We start from the raw sequence: 16,392 nt of genomic DNA, 5'->3' as shown, positions 1-16,392 counted from the left end.
CCGGGCCCGCACCGGACGCGCCGATCGGACGACGGACCGATCGGACCGGACGGACGGCCCGGACGCACCCGTACGGCAGGAGTCCCGCACCCATGGCAGAACGCAAGCCGATCGAATCCTGGCTCACCGACATGGACGGCGTCCTCATCCACGAGGGCGTGCCGATCCCCGGCGCCGACGCGTTCATCAAGAAGCTGCGGGAGACGGGCAAGCCCTTCCTGGTCCTCACCAACAACTCGATCTACACCGCCCGTGACCTGCACGCCCGCCTCGCCCGCATGGGCCTGGAGGTGCCCGTCGAGAACATCTGGACCTCGGCCCTCGCCACCGCGAAGTTCCTCGACGACCAGCGGCCGGGCGGCACCGCGTACGTCATCGGCGAGGCGGGCCTCACCACCGCGCTGCACGACATCGGCTACGTCCTCACCGACCACGACCCCGACTACGTGGTCCTCGGCGAGACGCGCACCTACTCCTTCGAGGCCATGACGAAGGCCGTCCGCCTCATCAACGCGGGCGCCCGCTTCATCTGCACCAACCCCGACGAGACCGGTCCGTCCCTGGAGGGCCCGCTCCCCGCCACCGGCTCCGTCGCCGCGCTCATCACCAAGGCCACCGGCAAGGACCCGTACTTCGCGGGCAAGCCCAATCCGCTCATGATGCGCACCGGCCTCAACGCGATCGGCGCCCACTCCGAGACCAGCGCCATGATCGGTGACCGGATGGACACCGACATCCTCGCCGGTCTGGAGGCCGGCATGCAGACCTTCCTGGTGCTGACGGGCCTGACGACCCCGGCGGAGATCGACCGCTTCCCCTACCGGCCCTCCACGATCGTGGACTCGATCGCGGACATCGTCGACCGGGTGTGACGCGGGCGGAGCCCGCCCGCCGGGTCCGGCCCGCCGGGTCCGGGGCCGCCGGCCGGGGGGTCTCCCTCCGGCGTACCGGCCGCCTTCTGCGGATGCGAAACGCGCCGATCCGGGTGACCCTGCCAATCAGGAGGTCACGATGCGTTCTGGTCCCATTGCTCTCGGTGCCGCCGGAGCGGCCCTGGTGCTCACCCTCACCCCGATGGCAGGCGTCGCCCAGGCCCACGACGGGGTGAAGGTCACCGTCACCCCCGCCACCGCGGCCCCCGGCGCCGACGTCGACGTCCGCGTCGAGGGCTGCCGGGGCACCACCGGCGCCGCCCGGTCGAAGGCCTTCGTCGCCGACGTCGAGCTCACCGGCCGGGACCGCGGGAAGGTCCCGCTCGCCGGCGGTGCCACGGTGCGGTCCGGGCTGCGGGACGGCACGTACAAGGTCGATGTGACCTGCGACGGCCACGACCACCCCGACGCCGGCGTGCTCCGCGTCGGATCGGCGCGCCCCCCGCACGACCCCGCCCACCGGCCGCCCACCCACGTGCCGACGCACGAGGCGGCCCCGCGGCCCAGCCACCACGCGACGCCCGTCGCCCCGGTACGGGCCGGTGGCGGCGGCACGGCCGCCTTCGCCGCCCCGGCGGCCCCCGGCATGGCGCAGACCGCCGACGAGAGCGGCCTCGGCACCCCGTACAGCCTGCTCGGCCTCGGCATGGCCGCCGTCGCCGCCGTCGCCGTCGCGTTCCGCAGCGCCCGCCGGCACCGCACCGACGGCCGTACGGGCGGCCCGGGCGCCGGTCCGGGCGCCGACTGACCGTGGGCGCCGCGAGCCGGCCGGTCACGGGGGTCGCCTGGGCGGCCCTCGTCCTCGGCCTCTGGCTCTGGCACCGGGACGCCGGCGAGGGCCCCGGCCTCAGCTCCGGGCCGATCACCGGCGACATCGCCGCCGCGGGCCGCCCCTTCGGCGCGGAGCTGCCCCCGCCCCACGCGCCGATCACCCCCGCCGAGCCGCGCCGGGTGGAGATCCCCTCCCTCGGCATCGCGGCCCCGGTGGTGCCGCGCGGCCTCGACGCGGCGGGCGCGATCGACCCGCCGCCGTACGAGACCCCCGGCACGGTCGGCTGGTTCGCCCCCGGCACCCGGCCGGGCGCGGCGGGCGCCGCGCTGTTCGTCGGCCACGTCGACACCGAGACCCGCCCGGCCGTCTTCTACGGCCTGAGCGCGGTCCGCCCCGGAGCGAAGGTCCGCATCACCCGGACGGACGGCACGGTCGCGGAATTCACGGTCGACGACGTGCAGGTCTTCCCCCGCGACCGCTTCGACCCGGCCAAGGCCTACGGTCCCCGCGACCCCGACCGCCCCGAACTCCGCCTGATCACCTGCGGCGGCACCTTCGACCGGGCGACGGGCACGTACACGGCCAACGTGGTGGTCTCCGGCTACCTGACGGCGAAGGCGCCGGCCGGCGACTGACGACCGGCGACCGACGGCGGGCGAGCCGCCGGCGGGAACCATCCGGACGGGGACGGAAAGGGACGGAAAGGGACGGAAAGCCGAGAAAGCCCCTCGCTCTCGCGAGGGGCTTTCTCCGTCTGTGCGCCGCCAGGGACTCGAACCCCGGACCCGCTGATTAAGAGTCAGCTGCTCTAACCAACTGAGCTAGCGGCGCCTGCTGACAGGGATAACTCTACCTGACGCGAAGGTGTGCTCCTGACCAATACCGGCCACCTCCGGCCTGTCGGATGGTCGTATCAGGCCTTCAATCCGTCAAAATGCGATTTGTCCAGACAGTTGAGACACTGGCGCCCAACCGAGGCCCAAAAGATCTTGACGAGTGTGGAGGGGAATCGCATGAGCGTGCCGGTCTTCGAGGAAGTCGAACCCGCGGCCGACTGTGCCTGCCCGGGCTGCGTGCGGCAGCGGCGTGACCTCGCCCTGGGCCTGCCCGTCCGGCTGGGCGGCCACCCGGCGGCGCACGGCCCCCGCCGCGCACTGGTCCTGGTGACGGCGGCCGGTGTGGTCCTGGGCGGGGGAGGGGCCACGGCGGCGGGGGCCCTCTCCCCGTTGGCGGAACCGTTCACCCCGCCGGACGCCGCCCGTCCCGCCCACCCCGCCGGTTCCGGCCACCCCGGGGGCGCGCACGCCCCGGCCGCCCACGGCGCCGCGTCCTCCGTACACCGCGCGGCGGGCGCCGCCGGTGAGCCGGCCGTCCTCCGTGAGCACGCCGCCCGCGCCGCCCCGGCCGACGGGCCGGAGACCCCGCAGGGCGGACGTGAACCGCTCCACGGAGCGCCCGGCCCCGGCTCCCAGCCGTCCCCTGGTTCCCTCCCCTCCACCAGCCAGATCTCCACGGAGTCCCTGAACACGACGACCCGCGCGGAGATCATCAACCGGGCCAAGAAGTGGGTCGCGGCGAAGGTCCCGTACTCCATGGAGAAGTACTGGACGGACGGCTACCGCCAGGACTGCTCCGGCTACATCTCCATGGCCTGGAACCTGCGCAGCAACGAGTGGACCGGCAGCCTCGACCGCTTCGGCACCCGCATCGAACGCGCCGAGCTCCAGCCCGGCGACATCCTGCTGTTCCACAACCCGGCCAACCCGACGCGCGGCTCGCACGTCACGATCTTCGGCGGCTGGACCGACTACACCCACACCGCCTACGTCGCGTACGAGCAGACCAAGCCGCACACGCGGAAGCAGGCGACGCCGATGGCGTACTGGGAGAACTCCGACCGTTACGTCGCCTACCGCTACAAGGGCGTCGTCAGCGGCGGCACCGGCGGCGGGTCGACCCCCACCACCCCCACGCCGCCGCCCACCGACCCGGCCATCCCCACCCCGCCCGCGGCGTCGGCCTACCCCGGCACGGCGATGTTCGGGCCCGGCGCCCGCAACCCCCACGTCACGCGGCTCGGCAAGCTCCTCGCCGCCCGCGGCGGCAAGAAGTTCTACCGCGAGGGCCCCGGCCCGCGCTGGGGCGAGGCCGACCGCCGCGCGACCCAGGCCTTCCAGCGCGCCCAGGGGTGGAAGGGCAAGGAGGCCGACGGTCTGCCCGGTCCGCACACCTGGCGGCTCCTCGTGACCGGAAGCGGCCGGAGCATCGGCGGTTCGAGTGGTTCGGGCGGTCCGAGCGCACATGCGACGGCGTTTCCCGGGCGTGGCTACTTCCGTCCGGGCCAATCCAACGCATATGTGGAGAAGCTGGGCAAACAACTGGTGAAGCGGGGCTTCGGCAAGCACTACCTGTCGGGACCCGGTCCGCGCTGGACGGAGGCGGACCGCCGCAACGTCGAGGCGTTCCAGCGGGCTCAGGGCTGGCGCGGCGGAGCGGCCGACGGCTACCCGGGCCCGGAGACCTGGCGGCGTTTGTTCCGATGACCCCGAGAGCATGAGGTGGACCCGAATGACGGCATCGACCCCGAACCCGCCGGACTCCGGCGCGGCGGCCTCGCGTGACGCCGCGCGCACGGCCAGACGCCTGACGGACGGCACGCTTCCCCGTACGTCCCCGGCCCGCGCCACACCCCCGGCCGCGGCCCCGACCCCGCCCACGTCCGGCGACGGACCCGAGCCGTCCGCCGCGGTCCCGGCGCCCGCGGCCACCGCCGCGGTCGTCTCCGCACCGCCCGAGCCCCCGACCCACGTCCGTCTCCTCACCCCGGGGGCGGACCCCGTGGCCGGGCGGCCGGACGCCGCGCCTGCGGAAGCCGTACCGGTTCCGGGAGCCCCACCTTCGCCGTCGACGGCCCCCGCCGGGGGGGACGTCCCGGCCCGGCGGCCCGCGCACGCGCGGCCCGCCACGGCGGAAGCTCCGGCCGTGCCGCCGAAGACCGACGGCGCCGAGCCGTCCCCGTCCGCCGGAGCGGAACGGACGCCCCGGCCCACGGAGACCGACGAGGCGCGCACCCCTGCTCCCGCCGAAGGCGCCACCGCCGATCCCGCCCCGTCGAAAGCGTCCGGGTTCTCGGAGGACTCCGGGCGGTCCCGCGCCCACAGCGCCCCGGTCGCCACGTCGCCGGGCACGCCCACGGGCTCCCAGCCCCCCGGCCCCACCGCCTCCGCCACCCGGCCGGATCCGGCCGCCGTGAACGGGGCCCCCGGCCTCGCCACCTCCGACGCCCGCCCCACCGGCTCGGTTACGGCCCAGGACACCGGTCCTGCCCCTGCCGACCGGCCCGGTGCCGGCCCCCCCTCCTCCGCCACCCGGCCGGATCCGGCCGCCGTGAACGGGGCCCCCGGCCCCACCGCCTCCGACGCCCGCCCCACCGGCCCGGGTTCGGCCCAGGACACCGGCCCCGCCTCCGCCGGCCGGCCCGCCGGCTCCGCTCCGGCTTCCCGCCCCGGCGGGGTTCAGGGCGCCACCGCGTCGCGGGTCGCCGGGCGGGGGGTCGAGCGTGGGCCCGAGGCGAGGCCCGCCGAGGACAGGGCCACGGCGCCGGCCGCCGCCGAGGTGCCCGTGTTCAAGCCGGAGTACGAGCTGCCGGACCTCGGGCCGATCACCATCGCCGGCGTCGGCACCGCCACCCCGAGGCCGGTGCGGCGCAAGAACGTCATCGGGACGGAGACCACGGGCTCCATCCCCGTGCACCTCCTCTTCCGGGACGCGTCGGGCCCCGCCACCGCCTCCTCCGTCCCGGTGGACGACGACGGCGGGCCGGACACCGTCGCCATGGCACCGCCGACCGGCACCGCCGGTTTCCGGGTCCGCCGCCCCGACCCCGCGGCCCCGCCCGGGGACCGGAGGGGCAAGGGGGCCGAGGAGGAGCGGGTGAGGACGCCCGCCGCCCGGCCCGCCGCCCGCCCCGCGCCCACCGCCGACCCGGACCTCGTCGAACGCCCCGCGTCCGTCCTGCCCGGCTGGCTGGGGATCGCCGGCGGGGCCCTCGCGCTCGCCGCGTGCGCGGCCGTCGTGTGGTGGACCGGGGTCGTGCCCGGTGAGCTGGAGCGGATGCTGCGACTGCCGCACCGCCCGTACCACGGCATCCACCTCGGCCAGTGGGCGCTGCTCGCCCTCGGTGTGGTCCTCACCCTGTTCGCCTTCGGCGGGCTCGGCCGCGGCCGGGTCGGGTACGCGTGGGTGCTGACCCTGTTCGGGGACTACCGCGGCACCGTCCGCCGTACCGGACTCGTCTGGATCAGCCCGCTGCTGCTGCGCCGCCGGGTCGACGTACGGCTGCGGCACTGGCGCAGCGAGCCGCTGCCCGCCGTGGACGCGAAGGGGACCGCGCTCGACGTGGTGGTCCTGGTGGTCTGGCGGGTGCGGGACACCGTCCGGGCGGCGCTCGGGGTGGACGGCCACGAGGAGTACTTGAGGGAGCAGGTGGAGGCGGCGATGGCGCGGGTGCTCTCGCAGCTCCCGGCGGACGCCTTCCACGAGGACGCGCCGACGCTCCGGGACGCGGAGGCGGTCGGGGAGGCGCTGACGCGGATGCTGTCGGCGGAGTGCGCCCCGGTCGGCCTGGACGTGTTCTCGGCGCAGCCGACGCGGATCGAGTACGCCCCCGAGGTGGCGGCCGCGATGCGCCGGCGCCGGATCGCGGCGATCGACGCCAAGCACCGGGACAGCGTGCTGACCTCGGTCGTGGACGCCGTGGACGACGTGGTCCACCGGCTGACCAGTCGTGGTCTGGTCGAGCTGGACGACTACGAGCGCAAGGCGCTGGTGAAGGATCTGACGGTGGCGTTCTACACCGGTCGTACGGGGCCGGGAGAGGGCGCGTGAGCTGCCTTTCCCGGCCTCTCCGCCGGTATGGACATGTTCAACTTTCGTCTTTACCTTGATACTTGGTCTAGACCGGAATCAGTGTCACCGCACGCGTGCAGCACAGCCCACAGAACACCCCCACGTTCTCCTGGAGCGACAGCATGCGCAAAAAGACAGGGGTGGTGGCCGTGGCGCTCGGCGTCGCAGCCGCCTCCCTCCTCGCCACCAGCACCGCGAACAGCCACGGCTACACCGACTCGCCGATCAGCCGTCAGAAGCTGTGCGCCAACGGCACCGTGAGCAACTGCGGCTCCATCCAGTGGGAGCCGCAGTCGGTCGAGGGGCCGAAGGGCTTCCCCGCGGGCGGACCCGCCGACGGAAAGATCTGTTCCGCCGGGCTCACGCAGTTCGCCCAGCTCGACGACCCCCGGGGCGGCACCTGGCCCGCGACGCGGGTCACGGCGAGGCAGAGCCACACCTTCCGCTGGCAGTTCACGGCGCGCCACCGCACCACCGACTTCCGGTACTACATCACCAGGAACGGCTGGGACCCGAGTCAGAAGCTGACCCGGGCCGCGCTGGACCCCCAGCCGTTCCTGACCGTCCCCTACAACAGCCAGCAGCCGCCGTCGACGCTCTCGCACTCCGGGACGATCCCGGCGGGCAAGACGGGCCGGCACCTCATCCTGGCGGTGTGGACGGTCGCGGACACGTCGAACGCGTTCTACGCCTGCTCGGACGTGCAGTTCTGACGGTACGCCGGTCACCGGCCGGCCCCTGAGGGACCGGGGGCGGGTACGGAGCCGGGCGGGAGGCCGGGGCGCGAGCCGCACCCCGGCCTCCCGCACCCCGAGCCGCACCCGGCTCCGCCCATCCCGGGCCGCGCCCTTCGGTAGGGCCAGGCCCACCCCCTTCCACCCCCCAGGCCCATGGCCCCCGCCTCCCGCCGCCGCCTAGCGTGGGCGCCCATGGAGATCCGTACCCCCTGGCAGGCGATCACCCGCCCCCGCTACGTCCTCGGGCCGTGGCCCTGGCGGGCCGCCGCCTATCTGGGGAGCGGGGCGCTCGCCGGGGCCGCCGCCTGTCTGGTGCTCGCCGTGCTCGTCCTCGGCTCGCTGCTCCTGGTGGGGCTGCCCTTCCTGCTGCTCGCCGGTGTCGCCGTCGGTGCCCTGGAGCGCCGGCGTCTGCGGCTCGCCGAACTCGCCCCCGTCGGCGACCCGCACCGGCTGCCGGAAGCGCCCGGCCTCGCCGCCTGGCTGCGGCGGCGGGCGGGGGAGCGGGCCACCTGGCGGGAACTCGCGTACGCCCTGCTCCTCGCCACCGTCCTGTGGCCGCTGGACCTCCTCGCGCTCGCCGTCGGGCTCGGCCTGCCCGCCGTCCTCCTCACCACCCCGCTCCAGCTGGCCGCCGACGGCCACGAGACCAAGGTCGTCAAGGCCTACCTGGTCACCTCCTACCCGGAGGCCTTCGTGGCGGCCGCCCTCGGCGCCGTCCTCCTGGTGCTCCTGACCTACCTGCTCGGCGCGGTCGCCGGAGCCCGCGCCGCCCTCGCCCGCGCCCTGCTCGCCCCCCGCGCGTCCGCCCCGGAGGGTGCGATCGGGGAGGTCATCGCCTCCCGGGCCCGGCTCGTCGACGCCTTCGAGGCCGAGCGCCGCCGCATCGAGCGCGACCTCCACGACGGGGCCCAGCAGCGTCTCGTCGCCCTCACCATGACCCTCGGGCTCGCCCGGCTCGACGCCCCGCCCGGCCCGCTCGCCGACCAGCTCGCCCGCGCCCACGAGCAGGCCGGGCGGGTCCTGGCGGAGCTGCGGGAGCTGATCCACGGCATCCGGCCGCAGGTCCTCACCGACTACGGGCTCGACGCGGCCCTCGCCGACGCCGCCGACCGCTCCGCCGTCCCGGTCGACACCGACCTGGAACTGCCCCGGCTGCCGGAGGCCGTGGAGAGCGCCGGATACTTCGCCGGCTGCGAGGCCCTCGCCAACGTCGCCCGCCACAGCGGCGCCACCCGGGCCCGGCTCACCGCCCGGCTCACCGGCGGGACACTGCGCCTGGAGGTCGAGGACGACGGCCGCGGCGGCGCCGACCCGGCCCGCGGCTCCGGGCTCACCGGGCTCGCGGACCGGCTCGCCGTCCTCGATGGCACACTGACGATCACCAGCCCGCCCGGCGGGCCGACCCTGCTACGAGCGGAGATCCCGTGCCCGTCGCCGACCGCCCCCTGCGCGTCGTCCTCGCCGAGGACGGCGTCCTCCTCCGGGAGGGCCTGATCGGGCTCCTCGCCCGGTTCGGCCACGAGGTCGTCGCCGCGGTCGGGGACGCCGACGCCCTGCGCGAGGCCGTCGCCGCGCACGAACCGGACATCGTGGTGACCGACGTACGGATGCCGCCGGGCTTCCAGGACGAGGGGCTGCGCGCGGCGGTCGCCCTGCGCGCCGAGCGGCCCGCGCTGCCGGTCCTCGTCCTCAGCCAGTACGTGCAGCGCAGCTACGCCGCCGACCTCCTCGACACCGGTGAGGGCACCGGCGTCGGCTACCTCCTGAAGGACCGGGTGGGGCAGGTCGAGGAGTTCGTGGAGGCCCTCGCCCGGGTCGCCGCCGGGGGCACGGTCGTCGACCCGGAGGTCGTACGGCAGCTGCTGCGCCGGCACCGCGATCCGCTGGAGGCGCTGACCCCGCGCGAGCGCGAGGTCCTGGCGCTGGTCGCCGAGGGACACTCCAACGCGGAGATCGCCCGGCGCCTGGTGGTGACCGAGGCGGCCGTCGGCAAGCACATCGGCAACATCCTGGCCAAGCTGCACCTGCCCCCGGCCGAGGACACCCACCGCCGGGTCCTCGCCGTCCTCACCTACCTGCGGGCGTGAACCGGCCGGGAGCCGGGCCCCGGCACCGTACCCGCGACACGAAGAAGCCCCCCGCTTCCGCGAGGGGCTTCTTCCGTCGGTGCGCCGCCAGGGACTCGAACCCCGGACCCGCTGATTAAGAGTCAGCTGCTCTAACCAACTGAGCTAGCGGCGCCTGCTGACGAAGAAAATACTACCTGCTCCCGAGGGGTGCTTCCGACCACCCCGCGGGGCCCGTCCGGGGTGCGCCCCGGACGGGCCCCGCGGGCCGGATCGGGTCAGATCGCCAGTGACAGCACCACCGGCGCCGCCCTGCGGTTCAGGGTGTCCGCCGCCGAGCGCAGCCGGTGGGCGTGCTCGATCGGCAGCGACAGCGCGAGGCAGCCCACGGCGGAACCGGCCGTCAGCGGGACGGCGGCGCAGACCGTGCCCACCGCGTACTCCTGCAGGTCGAGCACGGGGACGGTCGGCGGCTGGCTGTCGAGCTTCGAGAAGAGGACCTTCTCGTTGGTGATCGTCCTGGACGTCAGCCGGGCGATCTTGTGCCGGGCGAGGTGGTCCCGACGGCCGTTCTGGTCGAGCTGGGTGAGCAGGCACTTGCCGACCGCGCTGGCGTGGGCGGCCGAGCGGAAGTCCACCCACTCGTTCACCTTCGGCGTGCGCGGGCCGTCGGCGAACTGGGTGATCTTCACCTCGCCGTCGATGTACCGGCTGATGTACACGGCCGCGCCGACGGAGTCGCGCAGCTCGGTCAGGGTCTCCTGGAGCTTGGCCTCCAGCGCTTCGCGGCGGGTCAGGCCGGAACCGAGGAGGACGAGGGAGTCCCCGATCACATAGGCGCCGTCGGCGACCTGCTCGACGTATCCCTCACGGCGGAGCATGAGCAGCAGGGAGGACAGGTGGGCGACGGGCAGACCGGTCTCGCGCGCGATCTGGACGTCCGTCACCCCGCCACCGTGCCGTGAGACCGTCTCGAGGACGCGCAGGGCGTATTGCACCGAGTGGAACGGTGCGGTGGGCTCGGGCTTCAGCGCCACGGTTTCCCCCTACCAGGTTGTGACCGCAAGCTTCCGTACCACGATAGCCGCCAAGGGCCGTTTACGGGGCGGCTGTTGGCGAGAATGCTGCGGAGGACCCGCGCCGTACGCTGGGGCGCTCCACTCTGGCATATGCCAGCGTCATGAGTGATCCCGAGACTGCGAGGTCAGCGCGGTGCGGACGGGTGTTCGGCTCCGTGTCGGGCGTGTGGAGGCGGGAAGATTTTTTGTGGAGGGACGGGCCGCCGAGCCCCCTCTCCGGTGGCCGGAAACCGCCCGCCGGGGGACGGCCGGAGCCGCAGCGGCCCCGGCGGGGAATAACCGGAGACGCCCTCCTGTTCTGGCCGGGGTACGACGCACAGGTGCCGAGGAGGGTCCAGACGGTGAGTGACAGCATTCGAGGAGAGGCGCGGGGGACCGCACCCGTACCCCTTTCCGTCCTGGACCTGGTGACCGTCGGCAGCGGGCGCACCGCGAGCCAGGCGCTCGCCACCAGCGTCGAGCTCAGCCGGCTGGCCGAGCGGCGCGGCTTCCACCGGCACTGGGTGGCCGAGCACCACTCCATGCCGGGCGTCGCCTCCTCCTCGCCGGCCGTGATCCTGGCCCATCTCGCCGCCCACACCCACCGCATCCGGCTCGGCTCCGGCGGCGTGATGCTGCCCAACCACGCCCCGCTCGTCGTCGCCGAACAGTTCGGCACCCTGGAGGCGCTCGCCCCGGGCCGTGTCGACCTCGGACTCGGCCGCGCGCCCGGCACCGACGGCGCCACCGCCGCCGCGCTGCGCCGCACCGACCGCCTCCAGGAGGGCGCCGACGACTTCCCCGAGCAGCTCTCGGAGCTGACCCGCTTCCTGGACGACGACTTCCCCGACGGCCACCCCTACGCCCGGATCCACGCGGTGCCGGGACCGGTGCAGGGCCCGAAGGGCCGGCCACCGGTCTGGCTGCTCGGCTCGTCCGGCTTCAGCGCCCGGCTCGCCGGGCTCCTCGGTCTGCCCTTCGCCTTCGCCCACCACTTCTCCGCCCGCAACACCATCCCGGCGCTCGACCTCTACCGCGAGTCCTTCCGCCCCTCGGCGGTGCTCGACGCGCCCTACGCCCTGATCGGCGTGGCCGCGCTCGCCGCCGACGAGGCGAAGGAGGCGCACCGGCAGGTGCTCACCGGCGCGCTGTCGATGCTCCGGCTGCGCACCGGCCGGCCCGGCCTCATCCCGACGCCGGAGGAGGCGGAGGGGTACGCGTTCGCCCCGGCCGAGCGCGAGTTCGTGAACGACTGGCTGGGGAACGTCGTGTACGGCACCCCGGACGAGGTGCGGACCGGCCTGGACGACCTGCGGAAGCGGACCGGCGCGGACGAGCTGATGCTGACGGCCAACGTGCACGGCGGCGAGGCCCGGCTGCGCAGCTACGAGCTGATCGCCGACGCGTACGGGCTGCCGCGACTGCCGGAGCGGCCCCCGCTGTCGTGAACTCCGCCGTCCGCCGGCCACTTTCTTCGGGGCGCTGGTTCCTTCCGGAGCTGCGGCGGGGCCGAACCTAAGTGAACCTTAAACCGCTCGTCACCGATGGTGGCGGGCGGTTCTTTTCTGTGCTGCGCGCCTCTGACAAGGGCTTTCCCCCGCCAATTGGTCTAGTCCTCAATCTGGTTCAGACCATTGACGTGCCGTTCACACGCCGGTTAACACTTCTCCCACTCCTGTACGGCACAGCCCAGTACCCCCAGTACCCCCCCGGAGGCCGCACGTGCACCCCCGCAAGCCCTTGATCGCCGCGCTGCTCAGCTCGGCCCTCGCCGCCGGCGCGCTCGCCGCCACCGCCGGCCTCGGCTCCGCCCAGGCGGCCGACACCACGACCGCCGCCTCCGCGGGGAACGTCCGCATCGCGTACTACGACCAGTGGAGCGTGTACGGCAACGCGTTCTACCCGAAGCACCTCGACACCCGGGGCATCGCGGGCAAGCTGGACGTCATCAACTACTCGTTCGGCAACATCCACCCCACCAACCTCACCTGTTTCATGGCCAACAAGGCCGCGGGTGACGACAACAACCCCAACGCGGGGGACGGCGCGGGCGACTCGTACGCGGACTACCAGAAGTCCTTCTCCGCGGCGGACAGCGTCGACGGCGTCGCCGACAAGTGGGACCAGCCGATCGTGGGCGTCTTCAACCAGTTCAAGGAGCTGAAGGCGAAGTACCCCCACCTGAAGATCAACATCTCGCTCGGCGGCTGGACCTACTCCAAGTACTTCCACGACGCGGCGAAGACCGACGCGAGCCGCAAGAAGCTCGTCTCCTCCTGCATCGACCAGTACATCAAGGGCGACCTGCCCGTCGAGGGCGGTTTCGGCGGCCCCGGCACCGCCGCCGGGATCTTCGACGGCATCGACATCGACTGGGAGTACCCCGGCTCCTCCGGCGGTCACCTCGGCAACCACTACGGCCCCGAGGACAAGCAGAACTTCACCCTCCTGCTCGCCGAGTTCCGCAAGCAGCTCGACGCGCACGGCGCGGCCAACGGCGGCAAGAAGTACCTGCTGACCGCCGCTCTCCCGGCCGGCCAGGACAAGATCAAGCACATCGAGACGGACAAGATCGGCGCGTACCTCGACTACGCGAACATCATGACGTACGACATGCACGGCGCCTGGGACGGCGACGGGCCGACGTACCACCAGTCCCCGCTGTTCGCCTCGCCGGACGACCCGACCGACGTCATCGCCCCCGGCACCGAGAAGTACGGCATCGACGCGGCCATCGACGCCTGGATCGACGGCAGCCCGGCCTACGGCATCACGGGCGGTTTCCCCGCGAACAAGCTGACCCTCGGCTACGAGTTCTACTACCGCGGCTGGAAGGGCGTCCCGGCCGGCACCACCAACGGCCTCGCCCAGCCCGCCACCGGCGGCTCGGCCGCCCGCCCGCTCAGCCAGCAGCCCGGCATCGCCCACTACAAGGAGCTCGGCGGCATCGTCGACAACCCGGCGACCACCTTCTGGGACGACCGCTCCAAGTCCTCCTACTTCTACAAGGACGGCGAGTTCTTCACCGGCCTGAACCAGAAGTCGGTCCAGGCCCGGGTCGAGTACGGCAAGCAGCGCGGCCTGGCCGGCGCGATGATGTACTCGCTGCTCGGCCTGGACGACAGGGCGACCCTGCTGACGCAGATCAACGACGCGCTGGGTGCCACCACCACGCCGCCCACCACCCCGCCGACGACGCCCCCGACCACCCCGCCCACCACGACCCCGCCGACGACGCCGCCCACCACCCCGCCGCCGTCCGGCAGCTGCGCCGCCCCGGCGTACAAGGCCGGCACCGTCTACACCGCGGGCAGCCTCGTCTCCCACAAGGGCCGCACCTGGAAGGCCCAGTGGTGGACCCAGAACGAGGAGCCGGGCACGACCGGTGAGTGGGGCGTCTGGAAGGACCAGGGCGCCTGCTGACCGACTGATCCCGCCTGATCGACGCGCCACACCCGGCCGGCCGCGGCGCCCCGCCCCGGCCGGCCCCCCGGGGCCCGAACGGCCCCGCCTGATCGCTGCCCCCGCCCGGAATGTCCCTCCGGCCGGGGGCAGTTCCATGCCCGGCGCCCGCACCGGCCCGTACGTGCCCGTGGTCCCGCCGGACCGTGAGCCGGCGCCGGCCTTCCCCCGCCGGGTCAGACCCGCAGGGGCTCGGTCCCGCCGATCAGCTCCGCGATCCGGTCGGGGGCCACCGCCCGCGAGTACAGCCAGCCCTGCCCCGTGTCGCAGCCGATGCGCCGCAGCCGGGTGGCCTGCCCCGAGGTCTCCACGCACTCGGCGGTGACGGTCAGCCCGAGCCGGTGCGCCAGCTGCACCAGGGCTTCCACGATCAGCTGGTCCGCCGGGTTCGCGTGCTCCTCGTCCTGGAAGCCGCGCACGAAGGAACCGTCCAGCTTGAGGACCGAGACGGGCAGACGGCTCAGATAGGCCAGGTTCGAGTAGCCGGTGCCGAAGTCGTCGATGGCGATCCGCACCCCCATGTCGCTCAGTGCCTGGAGCGCCTGGAGCGGCCGGCCCGCCGAGCCCATGACGGCCGACTCGGTCAGCTCCAGCTGGAGCAGGTGCGGGGCGAGCCCGGTGTCCGCGAGGATGCCGGCCACGTCCGCCACCAGGTCGGAGTCCCACACCTGACGGACCGCCACGTTCACGCTGACGAAGATCGGGCGCTCACGCGGATGGTCCTTCTGCCACTGACGGGCCTGCCGGCAGGCGGTGCGCAGCACCCACCGGCCCAGCTCCACGATCGAGCCGTCCTCCTCCGCGATCCCGATGAACCGATTCGGCGCGAGGACCCCGAACTGCGGGTGGTTCCAGCGCACCAGCGCCTCCACCCCGCGCACCGCGCCGTCGGTCAGCCCGACCAGCGGCTGGTACTCCAGCGTGAACTCCCCGCGCTCCACGGCGGGGCGCAGCGTGGAGGAGAGCGACTGCCGGGTCATGCGGTGGGCGTTGCGCTCCGGGTCGAAGAGGGTCCAGCGGGCCTTGCCGTCCGCCTTGGCCCAGTACAGCGTCGTGTCGGCGGCCTGCATGAGGCCGGTGGCCGTCGTGCCGTGGGCCAGGCGCTCGACCACGCCGATCGAGGCGGAGACCGAGAGCCGCTGGCCGCCCAGGTCGAAGGGCCGCTGGAGGGCGCGCAGCACCGACCGGGCCAGGTCGGCCAGTTGTTCCGTACCGGTGGAGTCCTCGACCAGGATCGCGAACTCGTCGCCGCCGAGCCGGGCCACGAGGTGGCCCCCGCTGCGGGTGTAGCCGTCACTGTCGGCGCATTCGGTCAGCCGGGCGGCGACGGCGGCGAGGAGCCGGTCCCCGACGCGGTGGCCCAGGGTGTCGTTGACCGCCTTGAAGCCGTCGAGGTCCAGGTAGCAGAGTCCGATCCGCCCTGTTCTGCCATACCCGTACGACCGGTACGACTCGTGCGACGACTCCCACGGGTCCGGGTCGTCGCCCCGGGCGTCCCCGTCGGCCCGGGTCTCCGGGAGGTCGTGGGGGTCCACGGCGTGCTCGGCGTCCTGGGCGGCGGCCTCCAGGGCGGCCGAGAGCCGCTCGAAGAAGAGGGTGCGGTTGGGCAGCCGGGTCACCGGGTCGTGCATCTGGAGGTGGCGCAGGCGCGCCTGGAGTTCCCGCCGGTCGCTGATGTCGGCGATGGAGAGCAGGACGCGGCGGCTGTCGGGGACCGGGGAGACGGTGACCTCGGCCCACAGGGACCGGCCGTCGGGATGCTTGAGGCGGCGCGTGCAGCGGAAGCGGTTGCGGTGGCCGCGCAGCACCTCGCGGTAGGCGTGCCAGGTGCGGCCGTCGGAGGCGAGGTCGACGAGGTCGGCGGCGGCCTGCTCGCGCAGGGAGGCCGCCTCGGTGCCGAGGAGGGTCCCGAAGGAGTCGTTGGCGTCGACCACGACGCCGTTCCGGTCGACGACGGCCATCGCGAGCTGGGCGGCGCGGAAGGCGGCGCTGTGGTCGCGGAGTTCGGCCTCGCGGCGGCGCGCGGCCCGGTCCTCCTGCCGGCACTCGGGAGGGTGCCCGGCGCGGTGCTCCGGCCGGCGCTCGGGACGGCGTAGGGCAGGAGGCTCGGTGCGGGGGTCGGCGTTGGGGTCGACGTGACGCTCCGTGAGCGTGGGCTCGGCGGGCGTCACGCCCGGCGGCTCAGGATGCACCGGTCCTTCGGGGGTTCCGCTCACCGCTCGCTCCCGTAGTGCAGTCGGGCCGTTCACATGTGGTCGGGATGGTCGGCCAAGGAAAGTGAGCCGATCATAGAGGCAGGCCGGGGGGCCCTTCCAGCTTCCGGGGCCTCCGCAGGGGCCCCGGCGGCTGTGAGGCTCCCCACCGTCCGGCCCTGCCCGATCGTTTCTGCTCGGGTCTGACACGGGTCGACGGCGACCTGATCGAATGTGACTTTCCGTGAACTGTTCTCCGCTCGTG

Annotated in this window: 12 protein-coding genes and 2 tRNA genes; 10 read left to right on the top strand and 4 right to left on the bottom strand. The window is 74.0% G+C overall.

Annotated elements, in window-relative coordinates; genetic code table 11:
* Positions 1–92: 92 nt before the first annotated feature.
* The 3 genes from ACFY60_RS08665 to ACFY60_RS08655 all read left to right on the top strand — a co-directional run bounded on the left by ACFY60_RS08665 (position 93) and on the right by ACFY60_RS08655 (position 2,339).
* Positions 93–872: an HAD-IIA family hydrolase gene (locus ACFY60_RS08665; protein ID WP_388608998.1), complete on the top strand. Its 780-nt coding sequence runs from the start codon at positions 93–95 to the stop codon at positions 870–872.
* Between the two features lie 139 nt (positions 873–1,011).
* Positions 1,012–1,680, top strand: coding sequence for a hypothetical protein (locus tag ACFY60_RS08660; RefSeq protein ID WP_388608996.1), 669 nt, complete (start codon positions 1,012–1,014; stop codon positions 1,678–1,680).
* 2 nt (positions 1,681–1,682) lie between these two features.
* Entirely contained in the window at positions 1,683–2,339 is a 657-nt protein-coding gene (locus tag ACFY60_RS08655; RefSeq protein ID WP_388608994.1) for a class F sortase, read from the top strand.
* A 122-nt stretch (positions 2,340–2,461) separates the two neighbouring features.
* Here ACFY60_RS08655 and ACFY60_RS08650 read toward each other — a convergent pair.
* Positions 2,462–2,535 (bottom strand) — tRNA-Lys (locus ACFY60_RS08650).
* A 182-nt stretch (positions 2,536–2,717) separates the two neighbouring features.
* Here ACFY60_RS08650 and ACFY60_RS08645 point away from each other — a divergent pair.
* The 5 genes from ACFY60_RS08645 to ACFY60_RS08625 all read left to right on the top strand — a co-directional run bounded on the left by ACFY60_RS08645 (position 2,718) and on the right by ACFY60_RS08625 (position 9,436).
* The gene (locus ACFY60_RS08645) at positions 2,718–4,247 is read left to right on the top strand and encodes a peptidoglycan-binding protein (RefSeq protein WP_388608992.1); all 1,530 of its coding nucleotides are present in this window, start codon (positions 2,718–2,720) and stop codon (positions 4,245–4,247) included.
* Between the two features lie 439 nt (positions 4,248–4,686).
* Complete coding sequence (locus ACFY60_RS08640; protein WP_388608990.1) at positions 4,687–6,591, top strand: SPFH domain-containing protein; 1,905 nt, start codon at positions 4,687–4,689, stop codon at positions 6,589–6,591.
* Between the two features lie 143 nt (positions 6,592–6,734).
* The gene (locus tag ACFY60_RS08635) at positions 6,735–7,325 is read left to right on the top strand and encodes a lytic polysaccharide monooxygenase (RefSeq protein ID WP_388608988.1); all 591 of its coding nucleotides are present in this window, start codon (positions 6,735–6,737) and stop codon (positions 7,323–7,325) included.
* Between the two features lie 216 nt (positions 7,326–7,541).
* A complete protein-coding gene (locus ACFY60_RS08630) occupies positions 7,542–8,843 on the top strand; it encodes a sensor domain-containing protein (RefSeq protein WP_388608985.1) in 1,302 nt (433 codons plus the stop codon).
* Positions 8,774–9,436 (top strand): LuxR C-terminal-related transcriptional regulator, encoded by a 663-nt coding sequence (locus ACFY60_RS08625; protein ID WP_388608983.1) that lies wholly within the window; start codon positions 8,774–8,776, stop codon positions 9,434–9,436. Before ACFY60_RS08630 ends, ACFY60_RS08625 begins: the two co-directional genes overlap by 70 nt.
* An 80-nt stretch (positions 9,437–9,516) precedes the next feature.
* Here the strand turns inward: ACFY60_RS08625 and ACFY60_RS08620 are convergent.
* Positions 9,517–9,590: transfer RNA gene (locus ACFY60_RS08620), tRNA-Lys, on the bottom strand.
* A 103-nt stretch (positions 9,591–9,693) separates the two neighbouring features.
* Positions 9,694–10,452, bottom strand: a complete 759-nt coding sequence (locus tag ACFY60_RS08615) for an IclR family transcriptional regulator C-terminal domain-containing protein (protein ID WP_352057779.1) — start codon at positions 10,450–10,452, stop codon at positions 9,694–9,696.
* Positions 10,453–10,835: 383 nt separating this feature from the next.
* Between ACFY60_RS08615 and ACFY60_RS08610 the strand changes: the two genes are divergently transcribed.
* Positions 10,836–11,921 (top strand): LLM class flavin-dependent oxidoreductase, encoded by a 1,086-nt coding sequence (locus tag ACFY60_RS08610; RefSeq protein ID WP_388608981.1) that lies wholly within the window; start codon positions 10,836–10,838, stop codon positions 11,919–11,921.
* A 274-nt stretch (positions 11,922–12,195) separates the two neighbouring features.
* A complete protein-coding gene (locus ACFY60_RS08605; protein ID WP_388608979.1) occupies positions 12,196–13,896 on the top strand; it encodes a glycosyl hydrolase family 18 protein in 1,701 nt (566 codons plus the stop codon).
* A gap of 215 nt (positions 13,897–14,111) precedes the next feature.
* Here ACFY60_RS08605 and ACFY60_RS08600 read toward each other — a convergent pair whose 3' ends face one another.
* On the bottom strand, positions 14,112–16,151 hold the full coding sequence (locus ACFY60_RS08600; protein WP_388608977.1) for a putative bifunctional diguanylate cyclase/phosphodiesterase: 2,040 nt from the start codon (positions 16,149–16,151) through the stop codon (positions 14,112–14,114).
* Positions 16,152–16,392 lie beyond the last annotated feature (241 nt).

Origin of the sequence: Streptomyces sp. NPDC012827, assembly GCF_042900905.1 — a bacterium.
Classification (GTDB): domain Bacteria; phylum Actinomycetota; class Actinomycetes; order Streptomycetales; family Streptomycetaceae; genus Streptomyces; species Streptomyces gulbargensis.
The sequence above is the reverse complement of the archived record's forward strand: the minus strand, read 5'-3'. Positions and strand labels throughout refer to the sequence as shown.

Coding starts and splice junctions, on each gene's coding strand:
- ACFY60_RS08665 (WP_388608998.1), top strand. CDS start 93: ATGGCAGAACGCAAGCCGATCGAATCCTGGCTCACCGACATGGACGGC.
- ACFY60_RS08660 (WP_388608996.1), top strand. CDS start 1,012: ATGCGTTCTGGTCCCATTGCTCTCGGTGCCGCCGGAGCGGCCCTGGTG.
- ACFY60_RS08645 (WP_388608992.1), top strand. CDS start 2,718: ATGAGCGTGCCGGTCTTCGAGGAAGTCGAACCCGCGGCCGACTGTGCC.
- ACFY60_RS08635 (WP_388608988.1), top strand. CDS start 6,735: ATGCGCAAAAAGACAGGGGTGGTGGCCGTGGCGCTCGGCGTCGCAGCC.
- ACFY60_RS08630 (WP_388608985.1), top strand. CDS start 7,542: ATGGAGATCCGTACCCCCTGGCAGGCGATCACCCGCCCCCGCTACGTC.